Source organism: Micromonospora sp. NPDC005173 (genome assembly GCF_040608515.1).
Classification (GTDB): domain Bacteria; phylum Actinomycetota; class Actinomycetes; order Mycobacteriales; family Micromonosporaceae; genus Micromonospora.
This window is the reverse complement of sequence record NZ_JBEXIK010000003.1, coordinates 372,550-394,455: the sequence shown is the minus strand read 5'-3', so window position 1 is coordinate 394,455 and position 21,906 is coordinate 372,550. Positions and strand designations below refer to the sequence as shown.

21 protein-coding genes, 1 tRNA gene and 1 pseudogene are annotated in these 21,906 nt (G+C 72.2%); 2 read left to right on the top strand and 21 right to left on the bottom strand.

All coding sequences use genetic code 11. The features are described 5' to 3' along the window. Nucleotides 1–79: 79 nt before the first annotated feature. The 3 genes and pseudogenes from ABZV00_RS07155 to ABZV00_RS07145 all read right to left on the bottom strand — a co-directional run bounded on the left by ABZV00_RS07155 (nt 80) and on the right by ABZV00_RS07145 (nt 1,856). Nucleotides 80–656 (bottom strand): annotated as a pseudogene (locus ABZV00_RS07155) (IS607 family transposase). Between the two features lie 194 nt (nt 657–850). After that, nucleotides 851–1,666 (bottom strand): Bax inhibitor-1/YccA family protein, encoded by an 816-nt coding sequence (locus ABZV00_RS07150; RefSeq protein WP_355602573.1) that lies wholly within the window; start codon nt 1,664–1,666, stop codon nt 851–853. Between the two features lie 106 nt (nt 1,667–1,772). After that, nucleotides 1,773–1,856: transfer RNA gene (locus ABZV00_RS07145), tRNA-Leu, on the bottom strand. A gap of 101 nt (nt 1,857–1,957) precedes the next feature. Here ABZV00_RS07145 and ABZV00_RS07140 point away from each other — a divergent pair. Then, on the top strand, nt 1,958–3,826 hold the full coding sequence (locus tag ABZV00_RS07140) for a hypothetical protein (RefSeq protein ID WP_355602571.1): 1,869 nt from the start codon (nt 1,958–1,960) through the stop codon (nt 3,824–3,826). A gap of 69 nt (nt 3,827–3,895) precedes the next feature. On the opposite strand, the gene ABZV00_RS07135 is transcribed toward ABZV00_RS07140, so the two are convergent. From ABZV00_RS07135 to ABZV00_RS07070, 14 genes are all read right to left on the bottom strand, one after another. Continuing rightward, nucleotides 3,896–5,227, bottom strand: coding sequence for an NAD(P)/FAD-dependent oxidoreductase (locus ABZV00_RS07135; RefSeq protein ID WP_355602569.1), 1,332 nt, complete (start codon nt 5,225–5,227; stop codon nt 3,896–3,898). A 104-nt stretch (nt 5,228–5,331) separates the two neighbouring features. Continuing rightward, nucleotides 5,332–5,895 (bottom strand): hypothetical protein, encoded by a 564-nt coding sequence (locus ABZV00_RS07130; RefSeq protein ID WP_355602567.1) that lies wholly within the window; start codon nt 5,893–5,895, stop codon nt 5,332–5,334. 25 nt (nt 5,896–5,920) lie between these two features. Then, nucleotides 5,921–7,372: a DUF58 domain-containing protein gene (locus ABZV00_RS07125; RefSeq protein ID WP_355602565.1), complete on the bottom strand. Its 1,452-nt coding sequence runs from the start codon at nt 7,370–7,372 to the stop codon at nt 5,921–5,923. After that, on the bottom strand, nt 7,372–8,379 hold the full coding sequence (locus ABZV00_RS07120) for a MoxR family ATPase (RefSeq protein ID WP_328423601.1): 1,008 nt from the start codon (nt 8,377–8,379) through the stop codon (nt 7,372–7,374). The genes ABZV00_RS07125 and ABZV00_RS07120 overlap by 1 nt, the downstream gene beginning before the upstream one ends. After that, entirely contained in the window at nt 8,379–8,963 is a 585-nt protein-coding gene (locus ABZV00_RS07115; RefSeq protein WP_355602563.1) for a hypothetical protein, read from the bottom strand. The genes ABZV00_RS07120 and ABZV00_RS07115 overlap by 1 nt, the downstream gene beginning before the upstream one ends. Next, nucleotides 8,960–9,760: a DUF4129 domain-containing protein gene (locus ABZV00_RS07110; RefSeq protein WP_355602561.1), complete on the bottom strand. Its 801-nt coding sequence runs from the start codon at nt 9,758–9,760 to the stop codon at nt 8,960–8,962. Before ABZV00_RS07110 ends, ABZV00_RS07115 begins: the two co-directional genes overlap by 4 nt. Before the next feature lie 18 nt (nt 9,761–9,778). Next, nucleotides 9,779–10,492: a uracil-DNA glycosylase gene (locus tag ABZV00_RS07105; protein WP_355602618.1), complete on the bottom strand. Its 714-nt coding sequence runs from the start codon at nt 10,490–10,492 to the stop codon at nt 9,779–9,781. A gap of 19 nt (nt 10,493–10,511) precedes the next feature. Next, nucleotides 10,512–11,198, bottom strand: a complete 687-nt coding sequence (locus tag ABZV00_RS07100; RefSeq protein WP_355602559.1) for a dienelactone hydrolase family protein — start codon at nt 11,196–11,198, stop codon at nt 10,512–10,514. Between the two features lie 214 nt (nt 11,199–11,412). Further along, nucleotides 11,413–11,895, bottom strand: a complete 483-nt coding sequence (locus ABZV00_RS07095; protein ID WP_355602557.1) for a hypothetical protein — start codon at nt 11,893–11,895, stop codon at nt 11,413–11,415. A gap of 130 nt (nt 11,896–12,025) precedes the next feature. Then, entirely contained in the window at nt 12,026–13,042 is a 1,017-nt protein-coding gene (locus ABZV00_RS07090; protein ID WP_355602555.1) for a hypothetical protein, read from the bottom strand. After that, nucleotides 13,039–13,371 carry a PadR family transcriptional regulator gene (locus tag ABZV00_RS07085; RefSeq protein ID WP_074316865.1) on the bottom strand — a complete coding sequence of 111 codons (333 nt, stop codon included), beginning with the start codon at nt 13,369–13,371 and terminating at the stop codon, nt 13,039–13,041. Before ABZV00_RS07085 ends, ABZV00_RS07090 begins: the two co-directional genes overlap by 4 nt. A 188-nt stretch (nt 13,372–13,559) precedes the next feature. Then, on the bottom strand, nt 13,560–15,419 hold the full coding sequence (locus tag ABZV00_RS07080; RefSeq protein WP_355602553.1) for a protein kinase: 1,860 nt from the start codon (nt 15,417–15,419) through the stop codon (nt 13,560–13,562). A gap of 245 nt (nt 15,420–15,664) precedes the next feature. After that, on the bottom strand, nt 15,665–16,606 hold the full coding sequence (locus ABZV00_RS07075) for a Ppx/GppA phosphatase family protein (protein WP_355602616.1): 942 nt from the start codon (nt 16,604–16,606) through the stop codon (nt 15,665–15,667). Between the two features lie 22 nt (nt 16,607–16,628). Next, complete coding sequence (locus ABZV00_RS07070) at nt 16,629–17,672, bottom strand: helix-turn-helix transcriptional regulator (protein ID WP_355602551.1); 1,044 nt, start codon at nt 17,670–17,672, stop codon at nt 16,629–16,631. A gap of 105 nt (nt 17,673–17,777) precedes the next feature. On the opposite strand from ABZV00_RS07070, the gene ABZV00_RS07065 reads away from it, so the two are divergent. Then, nucleotides 17,778–18,659, top strand: a complete 882-nt coding sequence (locus ABZV00_RS07065; RefSeq protein WP_328423587.1) for a PHB depolymerase family esterase — start codon at nt 17,778–17,780, stop codon at nt 18,657–18,659. Here ABZV00_RS07065 and ABZV00_RS07060 read toward each other — a convergent pair whose 3' ends face one another. Genes ABZV00_RS07060 through eno form a run of 4 tightly spaced genes read right to left on the bottom strand, consistent with a single transcriptional unit; the run spans nt 18,660 to nt 21,748 of the window. Further along, nucleotides 18,660–19,202 (bottom strand): amino-acid N-acetyltransferase, encoded by a 543-nt coding sequence (locus tag ABZV00_RS07060; RefSeq protein WP_355602549.1) that lies wholly within the window; start codon nt 19,200–19,202, stop codon nt 18,660–18,662. Next, a complete protein-coding gene (locus tag ABZV00_RS07055) occupies nt 19,199–19,756 on the bottom strand; it encodes a DUF501 domain-containing protein (RefSeq protein WP_355602614.1) in 558 nt (185 codons plus the stop codon). The genes ABZV00_RS07060 and ABZV00_RS07055 overlap by 4 nt, the downstream gene beginning before the upstream one ends. Before the next feature lie 34 nt (nt 19,757–19,790). After that, the gene (locus tag ABZV00_RS07050) at nt 19,791–20,432 is read right to left on the bottom strand and encodes a septum formation initiator family protein (protein WP_328426311.1); all 642 of its coding nucleotides are present in this window, start codon (nt 20,430–20,432) and stop codon (nt 19,791–19,793) included. Between the two features lie 32 nt (nt 20,433–20,464). After that, entirely contained in the window at nt 20,465–21,748 is a 1,284-nt protein-coding gene (gene eno, locus ABZV00_RS07045; protein ID WP_328423581.1) for a phosphopyruvate hydratase, read from the bottom strand. Nucleotides 21,749–21,906: the final 158 nt, after the last annotated feature.

Here is a 21,906-nt window from a genome sequence, read left to right as displayed (position 1 = left end):
AGTGAGGCCCTTGAGCCGGTCGCGTATGCACACACCCATGGCGGAGTCGGCGACGAACGGCCGGGCGATATCACGCAGGTCAGCCACGCGCCGCGGCCTCCAACGCGACCTTCGCCCGGTTCTTCGCAGACCGGCGGCCATACAAGCGAGCGCAGAACGAGGTCAGTATCTCCACCATGTCCCGCACCAGGTCGTCTTCGACTTCACCTTCGTCCAAGACGACGAGACGACGGCCGTGGGCGGCGAGCGTGGCTTCGACCAGCTCCACATTCATCCGGCCCAGCCGGTCCTTGTGCTCCACCACCACGATGCTCACCTGCGGGTCGGCCAGCAGCCGACGGGGCCTTGCAACGGCCACCATTCATCCCGGAGCCGATCTCCGACTCCACACGGACGACACGGTGACCAGCCTGCGCCGCCCACCGGGCCAAGCAGGCGGTCTGCCGCTCCAGATCGTCCTTCTGGCCATGCGAGGAAACACGGGCATACAACCCGACACCACCGACCGTTTCCGGCACGGTGTTCGCTTCGATGTTCACCAGGATCGTGCGCGGCCCCACCCGTCGCGCAGGGACCGGCAACGTGCCCTCACGGAACCAGCGATACGCAGTACGCGGTGCAACACCTTGCGCCTTAGCCCATTCCGTCAGGATCACAACGAGGATCATACAACACTAAAAGCACCTAACAGTCACTCATGGACACTCCACAACAAGCAGTTAGCAACCCCCTCGCAGTCACTCTGCCCCGGGCCGGCCGGCGACGGCGGCCAAACAGCGCGCCCGGTGCAGACGACGGCGCCCGCCCCCGCAGAAGCGGGAGCGGGCGCCGGTCAGCAGCGCGGACGAGGTCAGTCGTCGCCCTGGAAGTAGCTCAGCAGGCGCAGGATCTCGATGTAGAGCCAGACCAGGCTGACCAGGATGCCGAAGGCGGCCGTCCAGGAGTAGCGCTGGGGCAGGCCCATCCGGACGCCGTCCTCGATCTCCTTGAAGCTGAGCACGAAACTCAACGACGCGACCACGATGCAGACCAGGCTGAAGCCGATGGCCAGCGGGCTGCCGTCACGCAGGCCGGTGTTGACGCCGAACAGGGCCAGCACCAGGTTGATCAGCATGACCGCGAAGAGGCCGGTCATCACCGCGATCATGCCCTTGACGAAGGCTGGGGTGGCCCGGATGACCTTCGCCCGGTACAGGATCGCCATCAGGAAGAAGATGCCGAAGCTCGCCGAGGCGGCCTGCAGCACGATGCCGTCGAACGCCGACTCGAACGCCTTGCTGACCATGCCGACGAAGACACCCTCGACGACCGCGTACGTGATGACCAGCGCCGGGTTGGCCATCCGGGAGAACGAGATGATCAGGCCAAGCACCAAGCCGACCACCGCCGCGCCGATCCAGGCGGCACCGACCAGCGAGTCGGGCACGAGCACCCAGGCGGCCGCGGCGGAGATGCCGAGGATGCCGAGCAGGGCGACAGTCTTGACGACCACGTCGTCGACGGTCATGGGCGCCACGGTGGGCGGCGCTGCCGGGTAACCGGCCTGGGACGGGTACTGCTGGGGAATGCCGGGCTGTCCGTACGGCCCGGTCGGTGCGTACCCGGCGGAACGCTCCCGCTCGGCCGCCTGGCCGAGCCGGGCGAGCACCGGGTTCGAGGTCTTCACTGTCTGGCCTCCCTCAGGGGGTCGTTTGCACGTGAACGTGCCCTCCAAGAGTAAACGGCCCGGCCAACTCCTGGTGATCACGAATGGGAATGCGGCCCGTGGCGGCTGGTGCCCGGGGCGGGGGTCGAACCCGCACGCCTTGCGGCAGCCGCTTTTAAGGCGGCCGTGTCTGCCGTTCCACCACCCGGGCGGGTGGCACCGGCGCGCCGACACGCACGGTGCAGTGTCACCGTAGCGGGTCGTTGGCGACCCGGCGTACCCCGCCGGCCAGCCCGCACTAGGGTCGATGGCGTGAGCAGCGCAGCCCCCACGGCCCCCGACGCCGCCCCTGAGCAGGCATTCCGCCGCTCCGATCAGATCAACCGCCTCGCCTGGGCCGTCCGGCTGCTGTCCGCCGTTCACCGGCACCGGGCGGACCTGCTGGTCGCCTTGATCTGCACTGTCCTGGCTGGCTGGCTGACCCACGGCCTGTGGCCCGACCCGGGCGGGCGGGTCATGGCGCTCAACCCCGAGGACCAGGCCCTCTACGAGTGGTTCCTGGCGGTCGACGCGCGAGCGCTCCTCGGCGACTTCAGCCTGCTCACCGACCGGCTCAACGCCCCCGACGGGGTCAACATGATGGCCAACACCACGGTCATCGCGCTCGGCATCGTCTGTGCACCGATCACCCTGCTGCTCGGCGCGCCGGTCACCTTCGCGCTGCTCGCCGCCGCCAACCTGGCCGGCACCGCCGTCGCCTGGTACCTGCTGTTCCACCGGACGCTGCACGCCCGCCGGCTCGCCGCCGCGCTCGGCGGAGGGCTGTGCGGGTTCGGCCCGGGCATGATCTCGCAGACCAACAGCCACCTGCACATGACCGCCCAATGGCTGGTGCCGGTGATCGTCTGGCTGGTGATCCGGCTACTGCGAGCGTCCGACCCGAAGCCCACGTCGCCCGCCACCCACAGCGGGATCGACGGCGCCCGGCCCGCAGGGCTGGACCGGCGGCGGATCTTCAGCTCCGCGGCCGGGCTGGCCGCCGCCGTCACCGCGCAGGTCTTCATCGGCGAGGAGGTGCTCTTCCTCGCCGCCGTCACGCTGCTGGTGATGGCGGTCAGCTACGCCATGGCGGACCGGGACCTGGCCCGGCGGGCGCTGCCCGCGTTCGCCGGCGGGCTGGCCATCGCCGCCGGGCTGGCCCTGCTGGTGCTGGGGTATCCGCTGTGGTTCCAGTTCGCCGGGCCGCAGGGGGTCGCCGACGGGATGTTCAGCCCCGACTACTTCTCGGCCGACCTGAGCAGCTGGTGGACAGTCTCCCCACTGTCGGTGGCCGGCAGCGACGAATCCGCCCGGCTGACCACCGGCCCGGCCGAGTACAACACGTTCCTCGGCTGGCCGCTGCTGCTGGTCGCCGTGGCCAGCGCGATCTGGGCCGGGCGGCGCCGGCTGGTGCTCGCGTGCGTGGCAGCCGCCCTGGCGATGGGCGCGCTCTCGCTCGGCCCGGAGGTGGTGCTCGGCGGCACCCGGACCGCGCTGCCCGGCCCGTACGCCCTGCTGGCCGGGCTGCCGGTGGTGGACGGCGCCCTGCCGATGCGGTTCGGCCTGGCGCTGCTCCCGATCGTCGCGACGCTGCTGGTGCTGGCGGTCGACCGGGCACTGCAGAGCACCGGTCGGGCGCGGCGGCTGGTGCCGCTGGCCGTCGTCGCGGCGCTGCTGCCGATCTTCCCGGCCCCCCTGCCGACCGCCGAGCGACCCGCCCTGCCGGAGTTCATCACCGGCGGGCACTGGCGGCAGTGTGTCCGCCCCGGCGGGGTGCTGGTCCCGGTGCCGCTGCCCACTCCCAAGGAGCCGTGGCCGATGCGCTGGGCGGCCGCCGCCGACGCCGGCTTCGGTCTGCCCGAGGGCTTCTTCATCGGCCCGTACGGCCGGGGCGGCACCGCGGCGATGGGCACCTTCAAGCAGCCCACCTCCGCGCTGCTGGCGGACGTGGCCCGACGCGGCGACCAGCCGCCCATCGGTGACGAGCAGCGCCGGCAGGCAGCCCGGGACGCGGACTTCTGGGGCGCGTCCTGCGTGGCGCTGGCCGACGACGCCCCCCACGTGGAGAGCCTGCGCGCAACCCTGGAGCAGCTCTACGGCCCGGCCACCCGGATCGCCGACGCCTGGACATGGCGGGTCTGACCCGGACGTCGAACAGGGCCCCTCGCGGCACCAGGAACGGTGCAGCGGGGGCCCTGTTCGTCGATCGGGTCAGACGCGGGGGGCGCCAACCGGCTGGGACGCCTCGACGAACTCCTCGCGCGGGTCGTGCAGCTGGCCCAGGGCGACCACCTCGCGCTTCAGGAAGAACGCCAGCGACCAGTCCACCACCACCCGGACCTTGCGGTTGAACGACGGGATCCGGCTCATGTGGTACGTCCGGTGCATGAACCAGGCCGGCCAGCCGGTCATCTTGATCCCGTACACCTGGGCGACGCCCTTGTGCAGACCGAGGCTGGCCACGCTGCCGACGTGCTTGTGCTTGTAGTTGACCGGCTCGCGGCCTCGGATCACCGCCGCGATGTTGTCGGCCATCTGGGCGGCCTGGCGGACCGCGTGCTGGGCGCTCGGCGAGCAGTAGTTGCCCGGCTCCTTGGTCAGGTCGGGCACCGCGGCGCAGTCACCGGCGCTCCACGCGCCCTCGACCACCCGGTCACCGTCGACCACCTGGAGGGTCGGCAGGCAGGTGACCCGCCGACGGTCGTCGCGCGGGAAGTCGGTGGCGTCCAACATCGGCGACGGCTTCACGCCGGCCGTCCAGACGATCGTGTCGGAGCGGAAGCTGTCACCGTCGGAGAGCTTGACCACCCCGTCGACGCAGGACTCCAGCCGGGTGTCCAGCCGGATGTCCATGTTCCGCTTGAGCAGCTGCTGCACCGTGTAGGCACCCATGTCCCGGTCCACCTCGGGCAGCACCCGCTGGGTGGCCTCGACCAGCACCCAGCGCATGTCCTCCGGCTTCAGCTCCGGGTAGTAGCGCATGGCGTCGCGGGCCATGTCCTCCATCTCGGCGAGCGCCTCGATGCCGGCGTAGCCACCACCGACGAAGGTGAACGTCAGCGCCGAACGGCGGACCTCCGGGTCCGGGGTGACAGCCGCCACGTCCAGCCGGTCCAGCACGTGGTTGCGGAGGTAGATCGCCTCACCGATGGTCTTGAACCCGATGCCGTGCTCGTGCAGGCCGGGGATCGGCAGCGTCCGGGACACCGAACCGGGGGCCACGATCACGTGGTCGTACGCGATCTCCCGGACCGGGCCGGCGATCGGCTGCACGGTGGCCACCTTGCGGTCGTGCTCGACACGGGTGACCGTGCCCGCCACCACCGTGCACCGACGCAACTCCCGCCGCAGCGGCACCACGGAGTGCCGGGGGGAGATGTTGCCCGCTGCCGCCTCAGGCAGGAACGGCTGGTACGTCATGTGCGGCTGGGGGTCAACCACGATGACCTCAGCCTCACGGGAGCTGAGCTTCTTCGACAGGCGCAGGGCGGCGTAAAGACCGACGTGCCCGGCACCCACCACAAGGATCCGCTTCGGATTCACGTCATCTATCTTTCCCCGAGCGGCTCAGGTAATCCCGCTCGCGCCCCCCATCTGTGACGGAACACAACCCCTGTGACCCGGGTAACCCGGTCGGCACGCCCGGTTTACCTGCGGCGCAGCAGCCAGCCGAGCAACCCGGCCGTCCCCACCGCCACCAGCAGCCCCAGCACGGTGGCCCACTGGTGGCCGCTGTCCCCGCCCAGGCCGGCCACCTGCAACAGCAGCACCCCCAGCACGGCGGTACCCAGCAGCACCGCGGCCGCCCGCAACAACCAGCGAGTGATCAGCTCCGGGTCCACCACCCCGTCATAGGGCAGCAGCGCGGCCAACGCGCACAGGGTGTGCGCCAGGTAGAGCAGCGCGGCGAGGGCAAGCAGCCGCCACAGCGCCACCGGCCGGCCGTACCCATCGGTGGCGAGCAACCAGCCACCGACCGTGACCAGCGCCGTGAAGGTCGGCCAGACCCGGCGCGGGCCCACCGCGGGCAACAGCGCGGCCACCGCCATGAAGAGCAGCGGCCGGCCGGTCAGCACCTCGGCGGGGAACGCCAGCGCGAACCCGGCCAGCACACTGACGAAGATCCCGGCCCGGACCATGAGCGGGGCGGGGCTGATCCGGGCGAAGGCGTCCTGCGCCGCCCTGACCCGCCCGGTGACGGTGTCGATCATGGATGCCCGCCCTCACTCCTCGCGCTCACCGGCCACCAACCCTCGGGGCGGTGGCCAGCCGGGCGACGTCCCGCAGCACCTGGTCCAGGCTGCCGGCGCCGGCCCAGCGCACCACGGGCACCCCGTGCTCCCGGAGCTGCCCGATCATGGTTTCCCGGTCCAGCCGCCACAGCCGGTACGCCACCTCGGCCCAGCCCCGGTCCCTGGGCGGCGTCAGGTCGGTCGGCAGCGTGTCGACCGCCACCACGAACCGCCCGGCGCGGGTCAGCCGGGCCAGCATCTGTGCCGACCGCTCGTCCAGCAGCGGGGTGAGCACCACCACCAACGCGTCCGACGAGAGCAGTTGAGGGCCGAACACCTGGTCGTACGGCTCGTGCTGGGAGGCTTGGGCGCGCACGTCGAGCAGCCACTCCAGCACCGTCAGGTACTGCCGGCGACCGGCCGCCGGGCGCAGCCGCCGGGCCGCCGGGCCGTACTCCAGCAGCGAGACCCGGTCGCCCCGGTGCAGGTAGTGCTCGGCGATCGCGGCGGTGGCCCGCACGGTGGTGTCCAGCACCGAGGCCGCGCCGCCCACGCCGCCGGACCGGCCGGCCTCGGCGAGCACGTCGAGCAGCACCACCACCTCCGCGTCCCGGTCGGAGAGGGTAGCCGCCACGTGCAGTTGCCGGGCACGCAGTGAGACCCGCCAGTCGATGCGGCGCAGCCGGTCACCGGGGGCGAAGATCCGGACGCCGGCCAACTCGCCGCCCTCGCCCGGCCGGCGGGAGTGGTGTGCCCCGACCAGGCCGGCGGCCCGGGGCATCGCCTCCACCGCCTCGAACGGCTCGGTCCGCGGATAGACCCGCACCCGGACCGGCTCGGTGATCACCGCCCGGGAGACCAGCAGGCCACCCGCCGTGGCGACCCGGGCGCCGGCCGGACCGACTGGATGCCGACCCCAGCGCAGGGCCCGGCCGGCCAGTTCCAGGTCCACGGCCTCCGACCTCGGCACCGAGGTCACGAACGGCCGATCGGCGACAGAGCGGCCCGTCCCGCCGGTCGGTACCGCACCACCGTTGGGGGTCGCACCACCGTCGGGGGTCGCGTCGCCGGGCGACTCATCGCGGGCGAAGCCGGCCCGCTCGATCCGCAGCCACGGCGACACCCGGGACCGCACCACCACCAGGTCGTAGTCGACCGTGTCCGGATTGCCGACGCTCACCGCCGCCGTCACCTCGCCGCCCTCGACCAGCGGCCCATCGTCACCCGGGGTGATCCAGACCTGCGGCAGCGCGGTGGGCCGGCGGCGCAGCGCGTACGCGGTGCCCAGCGCGAACGGGGCGGCCAGCACGATCAGGTCGACCCGTCCCAGCAGCACGCCCGCCACCAGCAGCAGGCCGGCGAGCAGCACCGCCCGGCTGAGCGCCCAGGTGGGTGCCCAACCGGTCGCCGGCTCCGGCTCGGTGGATCGCGGCACGGGCACGGTCGGTCCGGTCATCAGCGCCGGGGCCCGCCGGCGGCGTAGCTGGGCAGTGCGCCGCTGGCCGGCGCGGGGGTTGCCTCCAGCACCTCGCCGACCACGAACGCCGGGTCGACCCGGCGCAGCCACATCTCCGGGCGCAGGGTGATCCGGTGGGCCAGCGCGGGCGCCGCCACCTCCTTGACGTCCTCCGGCACCACATAGTCCCGGCCGCCGAACACCGCGCGGACGCGGGCCAGCAGCAGCAGCGCCAGCGAGCCACGCGGCGAGGCGCCGACCAGCACCGACGGGTGCTCCCGGGTGGCCGCCGTGAGCGCCACGATGTAGCGGCCGATGGAGTCCTCCACCACGACGTCCTCCAGCGCGGCCTGCATCGCCCGCAGGGTGGCCGCGTCGACCACCGGCTTGATCTCCGCCTCCTCGCGGCGGCGGCTCATCCGGCGACGGAGCACCTCCCACTCCTCCTCGTGGTCCGGGTAGCCGAACGAGACCCGGAGCAGGAAGCGGTCCAGCTGCGCCTCGGGCAGCGGGTACGTGCCCTCGTACTCGATCGGGTTGGCGGTGGCCAGCACGTGGAACGGCTCGTCCAGCTTGTAGGTCACCCCCTCCACCGAGACCTGCTTCTCCTGCATCGCTTCGAGCAGCGCGGACTGGGTCTTCGGGGGCGTCCGGTTGATCTCGTCGGCGAGGAGCAGGTTCGTGAAGATCGGGCCGGCCCGGAAGGTGAAGTCGCCGTTGCGCTGGTCGTAGAGGAACGAGCCGGTGACGTCGGCGGGGAGCAGGTCCGGGGTGAACTGGAGCCGTCGGAAGTCCAGCCCGAGCGCCTGGGCGAAGGAGCGCGCGGTGAGCGTCTTGCCCAGCCCCGGCAGATCCTCCAGCAGGACGTGCCCACCGGCCAGGATGCCGGCGAGGACAAGCTCCAACGCGTCCCGCTTGCCGACCACGACGGTGCCGACCGCATCCAGGACCGCCCGGGCCAGCTGGCCGACCTCGGCGGCGGGCAAGCTCCGGTCCACGTCGTTCATCAGATGTTCTCCAGTTCGGCGACGATCACCGCGAGGTCGCGCGGCGACGGGGGGCGGCGAGGCGGGCTTTCCAGGAACGTCCACAGTCGGTCGCCCAGCAGGGCACGGGCGCGGGCCGGGTCCGACTCACGGGTGACGCCGTGTTTCAGGCGCATCCGCTCGTCGGCCAACTCACCGATCCGGGGCAGGATCACGCTGCTGAAGCGTTCGGGTCGCGTGTTGGACCAGTCGAGCGGCCACTCCCAGCGGTTGATCGCGGCGCGCAGCGCGTCCCGGGCTCCCCAGTTGTAGCTGCCGTCATCCTCTCCCGTCGCCACCCGGCCGCCCGGTGGCGGTGGCGGTGGCGGCGCGAGCAGGGCGGTGACCCGGCGAACCGCCAGCACGGCCAGCACCCCGGCGATCAGCACGGGCAGAGAGACCTGGAGGCCGACCCCGCGGAGGCCGACGACCAGCACCACGACCACCGCGGCGGCGATCGCGAGCGAGCGCAGCACCAGTCGGGACCGACCGCCACGCGACTGCGGGCCGACCGGCGCCGGCTCCTCCTCGAAGGCGAGCAGGTCGTCGATGCTGGTGCTGCTCAAGCCGGCACCTCCGAGGTGGGTGCCACCGTGGCCAGTTCGTGGCGCAGCCGGCGCAGCGCGGCGCGGGCCTGGTCACGGGTGCGCTCGTCGACCGGTCGGGTGGCGTACCGGGCTTCGCGGTAGACGTGCGCGAACTCCGCCAACACGTCGGTGCTGACGATCGCCGGCACCCCGGCCGCCGGATCGCCGCGCAGCAGACGGGTGACCAGGTCGGTGGGGGTGTCCCCGGCCCGCCGGGAAACACCGGCTGCGCCAGCGGCCTCCTCCAGGCGGACCCAGCAGGCGATCACCGCCACCCGGGGGTCGGTGTCCCGGTCGTCGAGCTCCACCAGGCCGGCGTCGAGGGCGGCGACCACCTCCCGGGCGGTGCCCTCGGCCGTACGCCGGGGCCACTGTCCGGGCAGCGCGCGGGTGGCCCGGCGGCGGCGGAGGCCCCGCAGCAGGATCCAGCCGAGGTAGCCGAGAGCGGCGAGGATGGCCAGCCCGAGCAGCACCATCGCGACCGTCGCGATCCACTGCGGGATGTGCGCCTGGGTGGCCTCGCCGGCGTCACGCGGCTCGACCGGAATCGACGGCGGCGGCTCGGCGGTCGGGTACTCGGGGACCCAGGGGACCTGCTCCACCGGCGGGATCCGGCTGGCACCGATCGACGAGTGCGCGGCGGCCAGCGTGGCCCCGACGAGCAGAGCGGCGACCGCACCAACCGGCCACCAACGGCGGAGCAGGCCGACCGCCGGACGCAGCACCCCCGCCTCGGTGGCCGGGGACGGCGTGGGCGGGCGCGTTCCGTCCGTCATCGCCACCACCCCACGCGCTCAGTCCACTCCGGCCAGCTGCTTGGCCCGACCGAAGACATCGTCCAGCATCACTGGTGTCAGCCGCCCGGTGAAGGTGTTCTGCTGACTGACGTGGTAGCAGCCGAGCAGCTCCGGTGCGGCCGTGCCGGACCAGTGTGCCCCATGGCCGAACGCCGGTCGCGGGCTGGGCGGGCGCTGCCCGTACACCTGGCGCAGCACCGGCCACCACGCGGCCCACGCGAACGCACCGAGCGCGACCACGACGCGCAGGGTGGGCCGGATCAGCGTGACCTCGCGGTGCAGCCAGGGCGCGCAGGTGTCCCGCTCGACCGGGGTGGGCTTGTTGTCCGGCGGCGCGCACCGGACGGCCGCGAAGATCCGAGTGTCCCGCAGGGCCAGCCCGTCGTCAGCGGCGACACTGGTCGGCTGGTTGGCCAGCCCGGCCCGGTGCAGGGCGGCGAAGAGCACGTCACCCGAGCGGTCACCGGTGAAGATCCGGCCGGTGCGGTTGCCGCCGTGCGCGGCGGGCGCCAGCCCGAGGATGGCGATCCGCGCGTCGGCGGGGCCGAACCCCGGGACCGGGCGGCCCCAGTACTCCTGGTCGCGGAAGGCGGCCCGGCGGGTGCGAGCCACCTCCTCCCGCCACCGGACCAGGCGGGGGCAGGCGAAACAGTCGCTCACCGCGGCGTCCAGGTCGGCCAGGTCGGTCGCCCACGCTGCGCGGGCGACCACCTGCTCCGGGGTACGCGGCTCAGCCAAGCTTGGCCCGGAAGAGTTCCAGGGTGCGGGCGAAGGCGCTGGCGGCGGCGCGCTGGTCGAACGCCTCCGGCCGGTCGTCGTTGAAGAAGGCGTGCGAGGTGCCCGGGTAGTCGTAGAGGTGGCAGGTGCCGCCGGCCTCCTCGATGGCCTGGCGGGCGGTCTGCACGCCCTCGGCGGCGGAGGTGCCGTCCTCTTCGGAGCAGTGGATGACGGCGGCCTTGCCGGCGTAGTCGCCCCACACGGGGCTCATCGACTCCCAGGGCAGCACGGGGTAGAAGCCAGCGGTGGCGACGATCCGCTCGGAGAGGGTCGCCGACCAGAGGGCCAGGCTGCCGCCAGCGCAGAAGCCCACCGCACCGACCTTGCCCGTGACCTCCGGTCGCCCGGCGAGGTAGTCGGCCGCGCCGGCGATGTCCTTCGCCGCCTCGTTCATCCGCATCGCCATCAGCAGCCGCTGCGCCTCGTCCGGCTCGCTGGTGGTCTCACCGTGGTAGAAGTCCGGGGCGAGGGCGACGAAGCCGGCCTCGGCGAACCGGTCCGCCACCGACCGGATATGCGGGACCAGGCCCCACCACTCCTGGATGACGATGACAGCGGGGCTGGCCAGGCCGCTGGCGGGTATCGCGAGATACCCCTCGCTCGTCCCCCCGTTGCTGCGGTAGCTCACCATCTCGCCCATCGGCCGTCCTCCTAGCGGTCAGTCATCGTTGGCTGGTCGCCCAGTGGTCCTACGTGCCGGTAGCCTGCCACGCCACGCCACCCCCCGGGAAGACGCGGGAACAGTGGCATTCACCTCCCGTTCGCCAGGCGGTGACCCCGGGTACGCCGACGGCGGCGGGGGAAGCTTCCCCCGCCGCCGTCGTTCGTGCTGCTGCCGTCTGTCGGTGCTCCGGTCAGGCCTTCTTCGTCAGGCACAGCAGGTAGCCCGTCTTGCCCGGCTCGATGTTGTAGAAGACGTAACCCTCTTCGCCTTCCTTCAGGTACTGGTCGCAGGCGGTGCCGGCCTTGGCCTGGGCCTCGGTCTGCCCGTCCACCCGACCGACCACGCTGTACGCCGCGTCCGTGGAGGTGCACTCCACGACCTTGGCGCCGTCGACCTCCTCCTCCTCGGTGCCGGTGATCTCGGGCAGCTCGGCGATGCAGTCGCCAGCTTTGGCGTCGGCGGTCTCGTCCTTGTTCAGGTAGTTGCCGATCGCCGAGCCGACACCGAACTTCAGGCCGGCGATGACGACGAACACGAGGATCGCGCCGACGATGCCGAGCGCCTTCTTTGCACCGGACTTCTTCGCCTCCGGCTCGGCCGGCGGCGGCGTCTCGGCGGCCGGCTGGGGCGGCACGGCGTCGGACGCGGGGGGCGGTGCGACCTGCTCTGACACGGGGGGTCCTTCCGAGGGATTGATGAGCAGACGACACCGTAACGATCATTGATTTACGGCGTCGTCCCGCTCGCCTCGTCCGTTCAGCTATTTCCCAGCTTCGTCTGCATGATCCAGTTCACATCGCCGCTCACCCCGTCGCGGTGGGAGTCGGTTCGCCACTCGGGGTGCTGGTCGGCGTCGCGGTCGGGCCCGCCGTGGGCTCGCCGGTGGCCGTCCCGGGCGTCGTGGCCGGGGGCGCCGTCGGCGCCGGGCTCGGCGTCGTCGCCGGAGCTGCGGTCGGTGCGGGCGCGCCCGGAGCCCGAGGTCCGAACGGCGCCTGGTCCGGGCAGTACGGGTACGCCCGCAGCAACGGCTTGGCATAGGCGTCGGCCAGGTCCACGCAGTCCGGGTAGCCGAGCCGGATCGGGTCGCCGTTCTGGTCGAAGAGCCGGGCATTTTCCACGAGCCGGCCCTCGCTGTCGTAGACGAAGACGTCCCGGACCCGGTCGTACGGATTGTCGACCGACGTCGGGTCGTAGCCGTAGTCGCCGTAGCGCATCCGGTCCTCCGCCTGCATCAGAGCGGCGAGCGCGAAGACCACCAGCACCGCGCTGCCGACCTGCATCGCCGATCGCGGCCAGCGGGTCAGTCGGGCGGAGCGACGACCGAGCCAGATCGAGGCGAGCACGAAGCCGACCAGCATGATCAGCCCGGCGAGCAGTTCGCCGCCGAACCGAGGCAGCAGACCGAAGCTGCCGCCGGTGCTGATCACGGTGACGAGCATCGCCGCCAGGTAGCCGCGCAGCACCCACCAGCCGGGACGTAGCAACCGGAGGAAGTCGCTGGCCGTCTCGTACCCCAGCGGTGGACCGAGCCGGGTATCGACGGCACGCAGCCGGCTGCGGAACCGGACCACGGTGGCGGCGACCCGCTGGTCGAGGTTGCGCCCGCTGGCCGGGGCACCGGCGGCGGCCCGCAGTTCGGCGGCGTACGCCTCGGGCTCGCCCAGCCGCTCGACCAGCGTGCCGTCGGCCTCGGCGGCCACCTCGGCGAGGTGGTCGGGCAGGTCCTCGGTCAGCTCGTCGCGCTGGGCGGGCGGCAGGTCGGCCAGCGCCGCCCGGACCCGTGCCACGTAGTCGGTGATTTCCTGCTCCGTGACGGTCATGCCGCCATCCCCCGATCGTCGAGCAGACTGTCCATGGTGGTGGCGAACGAGCGCCAGAGCTTGCCGGAGCGGGTCAACTGGTCACGCCCGGCGGCGTTGAGCGAGTAGTACTTCCGGTGCGGCCCGGATTCGCTCGGCACGACATAGGTGGTGAGCAGGCCGGCGGCGAAGAGGCGGCGCAGCGTGCCGTAGACCGAGGCGTCGCCGACCTCTTCCAGGCCGGCCTCGCGCAGCCGGCGCAGGATGTCATAACCGTAACCGTCCTCCTCCCGGAGCACGGCGAGGACGGCCAGATCGAGCACGCCCTTCAGCAACTGTGTGGTGTCCACGCACTGCACACTACTGTGCAATGCGAAGTAGCGTCAACGAAACGCGCCGCGCGGTCGAGCCACGCACCTGGATCGCCTCCGGACGCTCGCCCGGACCGCGTACGTGAGCAGCTACTTCTCCCGCAGCGGGCGTTCGCCCCCGACTCGCCTGCGGCCTCGGACAGCCGGTCAGGATCGCAGGATGAAGCTCACGACACCACCCGCCAAAGCTGGTTCTGGCTGCTGTTGCACACACCATAGGAAACCTGCTGGCCGGGGCCCTCGGAGGTCAGGCACCCGCTCGTGTTCCGCTTGCGGAGCTGACGCCTCTCCGAGTCGTAGACCCACCCGAAGCCGTTTCCGCTGCCGACCGATGACAGCACGCCGACCCCGTCGTAGCCGACGGTGAGCTGCTTGGAGGGTGCGGACTTCACGACCAGGGCATCGCCAGACGACTCGAGTTGCCATCTCTGGCCGGGAAGGTTCCGCCAGTCGGCGGTCACCACCTTCGAGCCGTCGTTCGTGCCGGTGGTGCTGAGAACGGCGCCGTCGGAGCTCACGATCACCATGTTGTCGGGGTTGAACGGCCCCGAGGGCAACGCCGGGGCACGAGGAGCGGTCTTGGTCGGTTCTGCGGTGCCCGAATCGTCCTTGGCCGGCGCCGCACCGACCGAAGGGCTGGTAGCCGCATTTGGGCCACCGCTAGCCGCCCCTGGGCCACCGCCGGGCGTACCGGTCACACCGGGCGTACCGGGCGCGTTCGGATCGTTGGCAGGGCTGGAGGTCCCGTCGACAGGCGGGGAGGAGACGGCTGCGGCGGCAGCACCGATCGGAGAGTTGCCGACCGAAGGGTCGCGGGGTGTCGCGCCGCCATTGGCGAGATAGGTCCCGCCCAGTACCGCCACAAGCACGCCGATCGCCGCGGCGATAGCCGGTCGACGCCATTTCCGGCGCCGGGTGTCGATCGGCGACATGGCATGGGTCGTCAGATCCGGTAGCTTCGTCGGGTTCGCGGCGACCGGCTCGGGAACGGTATCCCGTCCAACAGCGACGGTCGTGAGCCCGTCCGGGCCGATCGATGCGGTGGCGGTCAAAGTCGGTGCGAGGCCGGTCAGAGTGGGTGCGAGGCCGGGTGGCCTGACCGGGATGGTCAAAGCGGTCCCGGCCTGGGGAAGGGTCTCCTCAAGGCCGACGGGCAGCCAGCCTTGCCCGGCGGCTGCCGCGCTGCGGTCGGTGTAGGCGGCGATGACGTCCTGCGACGTCGGGCGCAGATGCGGCTCCTTGGCCAGGCACCGACTGATCAGCTCCCGCAGTCCCGGATCGGTGATTCCGTCAAGATCGGGTTCGCCCTGCGTGACACGGTAGACGAGCGCCACGTCGCTGCCGGCGCGGAACGGAGCCCTCCCGGTGGCGGCGAAGGCGACGACCGAGCCGAGCGCGAAGACGTCCGTGGCAGAAGTGGATCGCTCCCCGCGCAGTTGTTCCGGTGACATGTAGGACGGGGTGCCCATCCGGATGCCGGTCTGAGTGAGGTCGAGCTCGCCGTCGGCCCGGGAGATGCCGAAGTCGATGACGCGGGGGCCGTCGGCGGCGAGCAGCACGTTGCCGGGCTTCAGGTCTCGGTGGACGATGCCGGCGGCGTGGATGGCTTTGAGGGCTTCGGCCACCCCTGCGGCGAGTCGCCACACGCCGTGCAGCGGCAATGTTCCGTGGCGCGCGACGGCGACGGCGAGATTGGGGCCTGGCACGAAGGCGGTCGCCAGCCACGGGCGGACGGCTTCGGAGTCGTGGCTGACCACGGGGGCGGTGAACACACCGCCGACCCGCCCGGCGATCGCGGCCTCGCGCGCGAAGCGGGCGCGGAAGGAGGGATCGGTCGAGTAGGGATCCTTGACGACCTTCACCGCCACAGCCCGGCCGGCCTGGGTCACTCCAAGATAGACACGACCCATGCCACCTTCGCCTATCCGGCCGAGCAGCCGGATGTCGCCCACCGCATCGGGATCGCCTGGGTCGAGAGGGAGGAACTCCAGCCCCAGATCGGGCAAGGTCGGGATGAAGTCGTTCACTCAGCGCTCCCTCGTCGTCGCAGCGATGCTACAGAGTTGGAAAGGCCGCGACGCGTCGGCACTGTCTAATCACGACGGACGGGTGATTGACGCCCCTTCAGCGCGATTCATCCAACACCGTGAACGTTTGTCACGGAACCCGTGCCTCGCCATGCAGCCGTGAACGGGTAATCCGCGCTCCGTGGAGCGGTGGTGGTCGCCGAGCCGGTCCCCCGACATCCCCGATCTCTTGTCGATCAACCCAGCTAGTTCGAGGCCGGCTGGAGGCTCCAGGCGATGCCGTCGAGGATGTCGTGCTCCGAGGCGACCACCGATGGCATCCCGGCCCGCTCCATGATCACGCGGAGCACCAGCGCGCCCGCCCCGATCACGTCGGCCCGACCCGGGTGCATCACCGGGATCGCCAACCGCTGCTCACGGGTCTGACCCAGCAGGTCCGCCGTCACCTGAGCCACCGCCTCGTACGACACCCGGGCGTGGTGGATCCGCTCCGGGTCGTACTCCTGCAGGCCCTGCGCGATGGCGACCACGGTGGTGACCGACCCGGCGAGGCCGACCAGCGTGGCCGCCTCCCGACCGGGCACCGCCGCGAGCGCCCGGTCCACCGCGGCCGCGATGTCGGCCTGCGCGGCGGCGACCTGCTCCGGCGTCGGTGGGTCTCCGGCCAGGTGCCGCTCGGTCATCCGGACACAGCCGATGTCCACCGAGATCGCCGCACGGACCCCGTCGGCCCGGTCACCGACCACGAACTCGGTGGAGCCACCGCCGATGTCGACGACCAGGAACGGCTCCTTCGCGTCGGCGGGCAGCCCGCGTACCGCACCGGTGAACGAGAGCCGGGCCTCCTCGTCGCCGGTGACCACCTCGGGCGCGGCCCCGAGGGTGCGCTGCACCATCTCGGTGAAGTCGGCGGCGTTGGCGGCGTCCCGGGAGGCCGAGGTGGCACACATCCGCACCCGCTCCGCACCCAGCTTCTCGATGTCGGCGGCGTACGACGCCAGCGCCACCCGGGTCCGCTCGATCGCCTCCGGCGCCAGCCGGCCGGTCCGGTCCACGCCCTGCCCCAGCCGGACGATCTCCATGCGCCGGGTCAGGTCGACCAGCGGAGCCTGCGGCCCGGCCGACGAATCGGGCAGGTCGGCGACCAGCAGTCGGATCGAGTTGGTCCCGCAGTCGATGGCCGCCACACGCGTCGTCACGGCAGCAACCTTACGGTAGGACCGGCGGCCATCCGGCGGCTTGTCCAGCCGAGGGCCACGCCTCGGAGCAGGCCGCGTCCGGGCCCGCCCCCAGCACACCCGCACCGAGCGGTGTCACGTGGTGCCGGACGGCCCCGCCGTCCCGCTCGCTGGCGATCAGGCCGGCCTCCCGCAACGCGGTGGCGTGCTCCGACGCCGACGAGAGACTGATCCCGACGGCCCGGGACAGCGTGGTCGTGCTCAGCCCGCCCTCGTCCGCGAGCCGCCGCAGCACCAGCGCCCGGGTCGTGCCGAGCAGCCGCCCGAGGGAGTCGCCCCCCGCCGTGGCTGGCCGGTGCGGCATCGGCGCCGGATAGACGAGCAGGATCGGGCGGCCCGGCTCGACCAGCACCCGGGGGCGGGGACCGGCCAACGGGGTGGGCAGCAGGAGGATCCCGTGGCCGGTGCCGCTCAACTCCCCATCCCACCAGGTGCGCACCTCCAGCACCGGCTCACGCCACCGGATCGCCGGGTGAAGCCCCCCGAAGAGGCCGGCCAGGCCGTGCAGCGCCAGTCGCTGGCTGGCGCAGGTCACCTGCTGGCGGTGCGTGGACACCAGGTCGGGCCAGTGCGGCGCGAGGACGACATCGAACCAGGTGCGCACGGCCTGACCGAACAGGTCCAGCACCTCCGGGTCGGCCGCCGCGAACCGCCGCCGCAGCGGGGTGGCGGCCGCGTCGGCGTACGACTCGGTGACCTCGGCGCGGACCCGCCGCGCCGGCGTGGCCCGGATCGCTTCGAGGCCGGCCGCCACGGACTCCAGACCGTCGAGGGGGGTGACGAAGTCCGGCAGACGCCCCCGGTCGGGCAGCAGGTGTCGCAGGATCGCGGTGGCGGCCTGCGCGTCGCCGGCGCCCTCGACCGCCGCCGCCCGCTCAGCCAGGGCCGGCGCCATCACCGCGACCGTCGGATCGCGCAGCCACTGACCGGCCAGCAGCGCGGTCCCGACCGGGTGCAGCCGGTCACCGAACCGCACCCGGCACAGGTCCGCCGGCCCGAGCCGAAGCCGAAGCATGGGAACAGCCTGCCCGCCTTCGCCCTGGACCGAAAGGGTTGATCCACGAGTGGAACACGCCCACTGTGGACCACGGGTCGACGAGGGGTGGCCGACGTGCGACGGATGTTGGCATTGCTGACGGGGCTGTGCCTCATCGTGGTGGTCGCGGCGTGTGGTCAGCGGGGGCGACCCTCGTCGACCCTGTCCGCACAACCCTCGGCGTCGACCGAACGCCCGGCGCCCGGCGACCACCGGCTCACCCTGCGACACAACGGGGTGGACCGCGCCTACCTGCTGCACGCCCCGCCCGGGTACGACCCGAACCGGCCGCCCGCCCTGGTCATCGCGCTGCACTTCTACCCCGGAACCGGCCCCTTGATGCAGGAGCTGGGGGGCCTGGACGCCAAGGCCGACAAGGACAACGTGCTGGTCGCCTACCCCGACGGGCTGGGCGGTGGCTTCAACGCGCTGATCTGCTGCGGCAAAGCGGACGACGTCGGTTTCCTCACCACCCTCACCGACCACCTGGTGCAGACCTGGCGCGCGGACCCGAACCGGGTCTTCCTCACCGGCATCTCGAACGGCGGCGACATGAGCTTCCGGGCGGCGGTGGAGGGCGAGGGCCGGTTCGCCGCGATCGGGGTGGTCAGCGGCGGCTACAGCGGATCCCTGACCACGTCCGAGAGCTACGTGCCGAAGAGCCCGGTCTCCGTGATCACCTTCATCGGCGGCCAGGACCGGTACGCCTCGATCTTCCAAACCGGCATGCAGACCTGGCAGCAGCGGCTCACCTGCCGACCGAGCCCGAAGGCGTCCGGGGTGCCGGGGGTGACCCGGACGGTGGCGGGCTGCGCGGACGGCAGCGAGGTCAGCGTCTACACCATTCCCGACATGGGCCACAGCTGGCCGGGAGCGACATCCGGGCAGCTCGCCGCATCCACCGCGGGCCTGTCGGCCACCGACCTGATGTGGGAGTTCTTCGCCGCGCATCCCCGGCGGGCCTGACTACAGGCGCAGCAGCATCCGGGTGTTGCCCAGGGTGTTCGGCTTGACCCGCTCCAGGTCCAGGAACTCCGCGACACCCTCGTCGTACGAGCGCAGCAGCTGCTCGTAGACCGGCTGCGGCACCGGCGCGCCGTCGATCGCCCGGAACCCGAACGACGCGAAGAACCGGGTCTCGAAGGTGAGCACGAAGATCCGCGCCACACCCAACTCCCGGGCCGCGTCGATCAGCTCGCCCACCAGCCGGTGGCCGATCCGCAGGCCCCGACACGACGGATCCACCGCGACCGTGCGGATCTCCGCCAGGTCCTCCCACATCACGTGGAGCGCGCCGCAGCCCACCACGGCGCCGTCCTCGGGCCGAACCGCCACCCGGAACTCCTGCACGTCCTCGTAGAGGGTGACGGTGGCCTTGCTCAGCAGCCGCCGGTCGTCGGTGTACGTGTCGACCAGCCGCCGGATGCCCCGCACATCCCCGGTGCGGGCACGCCGCACCGGGATCTGACCGTCGGCACCCGCTACCGGGGACACGGCGTCCGCGCTCATTCGGCCGTCGGCATGTCCACGCACGGGCCGGCCATCCACCAGGGTTCGACCAGCTCCAGCGTCTCGTCGCCGAACGGGTTCACCCCGGGGCCTGCGCCCAGCGCGTGCCCCAGGTGCACGTGCAGGCACTTCACCCGGCCCGGCATCCCGCCGGCCGAGATCCCGGCGATCTCCGGCACCTCGCCGATCGCCGCCCGGCGGGCGAGGTAATCCTCGTGCGCGGCCCGGTAGTGGGCGGCCAGCTCCGGATCCGTCGACAGCCGCTCGGCCATCTCCTTCATCAGCCCGGCCGACTCCAGCCGGCTGCACGCCGCCGTGGCCCGGGGGCAGGTCAGGTAGTACAACGTCGGGAACGGGGTGCCGTCGGCGAGACGGGGCGTCGTCTCGACCGCGTCCGGCAGGCCGCACGGACAGCGGTGGGCCACCGCCCGGGTACCCCGGGGCGGGCGGCCGAGCTGCGCGGCCACCGCGGCCAGGTCGGCCTCAGTGGCCGGCTCGCGCTGCGGCAGGGGTACGGAATCCGCCGCCGACTCCGGCGGTGGTACGACAGTCACGGTGCCCATCTCTCCTGGTGCGCTGGTCGGTGGATCACTTGCCCGGCTGTTGGCTGTCCGCCGCCTGGACGCTCGACCAGAGCGTGTCGTACCAGGTCACCGGACCAGCCGGGGCGCCCGAACCGGCGGGCTTCCCGGCGTCCCGGGCGGCGCCCTCCGGGTCGTGCAGCACCACCATCATCTTCTCGCCCGGCCGGCCCATGAAGAACCGCTCCCGGGCCTGCGTCTTGATGTACTCGGCGTCCTGCCACTTGGCCGCCTCGCTGGCGAGCTTGGCGATCTCTTCCTCCTGCGCCGCCTGGGCGGCCTCCATCCGCTCGATGTCGGCCTGCTGGTCCAGGTAGACCCGGACCGGGTAGGTGTAGGCGAGGGCAAGGGCGATCAGCACCGCGAACAGCACGGTGGCCCGGCCGGTGAAGCGACGGGGGTGGGGTGCGGCGAGCCGCTTGACGGCACCGCCAGCGGCGGTCCGTCGGGCCGCGGCGGGGCGGTTCGCGGAGCGGACCCCGTCGGCACCCCGGGCCGCGCCCGGTGCCCGACCGGCGGCGCCCCGCGGCTCGGCGCGTACGCCGGCCTCACGGACCGATCCCCGGGTGGCCCGGCCACCGCCCGGCCGGCCGGACTGACCCGACCGGCGGGCGGGACGCTGGCCACCCGGTGTGCGGCGCTGCTGCATCGTCACACCCCTCCCCCGAGGCTTCTCGCGTCTCAGGCCGAACGGTAGCGCGGGAACGCGCCGGCACCGGCGTAGCGCGCCGCGTCGGCCAACTCCTCCTCGATCCGGAGCAGCTGGTTGTACTTGGCGACCCGGTCCGAGCGGGCCGGCGCGCCGGTCTTGATCTGACCGCAGCCGGTGGCCACCGCCAGGTCGGCGATGGTGGTGTCCTCGGTCTCGCCGGAGCGGTGGCTCATCATGCACTTGAAGCCGGCCCGGTGGGCCAGGTCCACCGCGTCCAGGGTCTCGGTCAGCGAACCGATCTGGTTGACCTTGACCAGCACCGCGTTCGCCGCCTTCTCCGCGATGCCGCGGGCGATGCGCTGCGGGTTGGTGACGAACAGGTCGTCGCCGACGATCTGCACCCGGTCACCGATCGAGGCGGTCAGCGTCTGCCAGCCGCTCCAGTCGTCCTCCGCCAGCGGGTCCTCGATCGACACGATCGGGTAGTCGCCGGCCAGCTTGGTGTAGTAGTTGCTCATCTCCTCGGCGGACTTCGCGGCCCCCTCGAAGGTGTAGGTGCCGTTGTCGAAGAACTCCGTCGCCGCCACGTCGAGGGCGAACACGATGTCGGTGCCGAGCCGGTAGCCGGCCTTCTCGACCGCCTCGGCGATCAGGTCCAGTGCCGCGGCGTTGGTCGGCAGGTTCGGCGCGAAGCCACCCTCGTCGCCCAGCCCGGTCGACAGGCCCTGCTTCTTCAGCACCGACTTCAGCGCGTGGTAGACCTCCGCGCCGGAGCGCAGCGCCTCACGGAAGGTGGGCGCGCCGATCGGCGCGATCATGAATTCCTGGATGTCGACGTTGGAGTCGGCGTGCGCGCCACCGTTGAGGATGTTCATCATCGGCACCGGCAGCAGGTGCGCGTTCGGGCCGCCCAGGTAGCGGAACAGGCTCAGCTCAGCGCTGCCGGCGGCCGCCTTCGCGACCGCGAGGGAGACGCCGAGGATGGCGTTCGCGCCCAGCTCCGACTTGCTGTCGGTGCCGTCGATGTCGAGCATCTTCTGGTCGATCAGCCGCTGCTCGCTGGCCTCGTACCCGATGATCTGGTCGACGATCTTGTCTTCGACGTTGGAGACCGCCTTCTCCACGCCCTTGCCCTGGTAGCGGTCGGCGTCACCGTCGCGCAGCTCGATCGCCTCGAAGGCGCCGGTGGAGGCGCCGGAGGGCACCGCGGCGCGGGCCACCGTGCCGTCGTCCAGGCCGACCTCGACCTCGACCGTCGGGTTGCCCCGCGAGTCGAGAATCTCCCGGGCGACGATTCCCTCGATGGTTGCCACTGAGTCGCTCCTCGTTGTTGTGATCCGGTCCGTGGGTGGGCCGCGACGGTGCGGCTGAGGCAGGTGTTGAACGCAGCGTATCGGGCCACGGGAACGGGCACGGCGTCGCCCGCGCACCCGAGTCGCCTCCCACTGACGGACATTCCCGGATTTCCGGG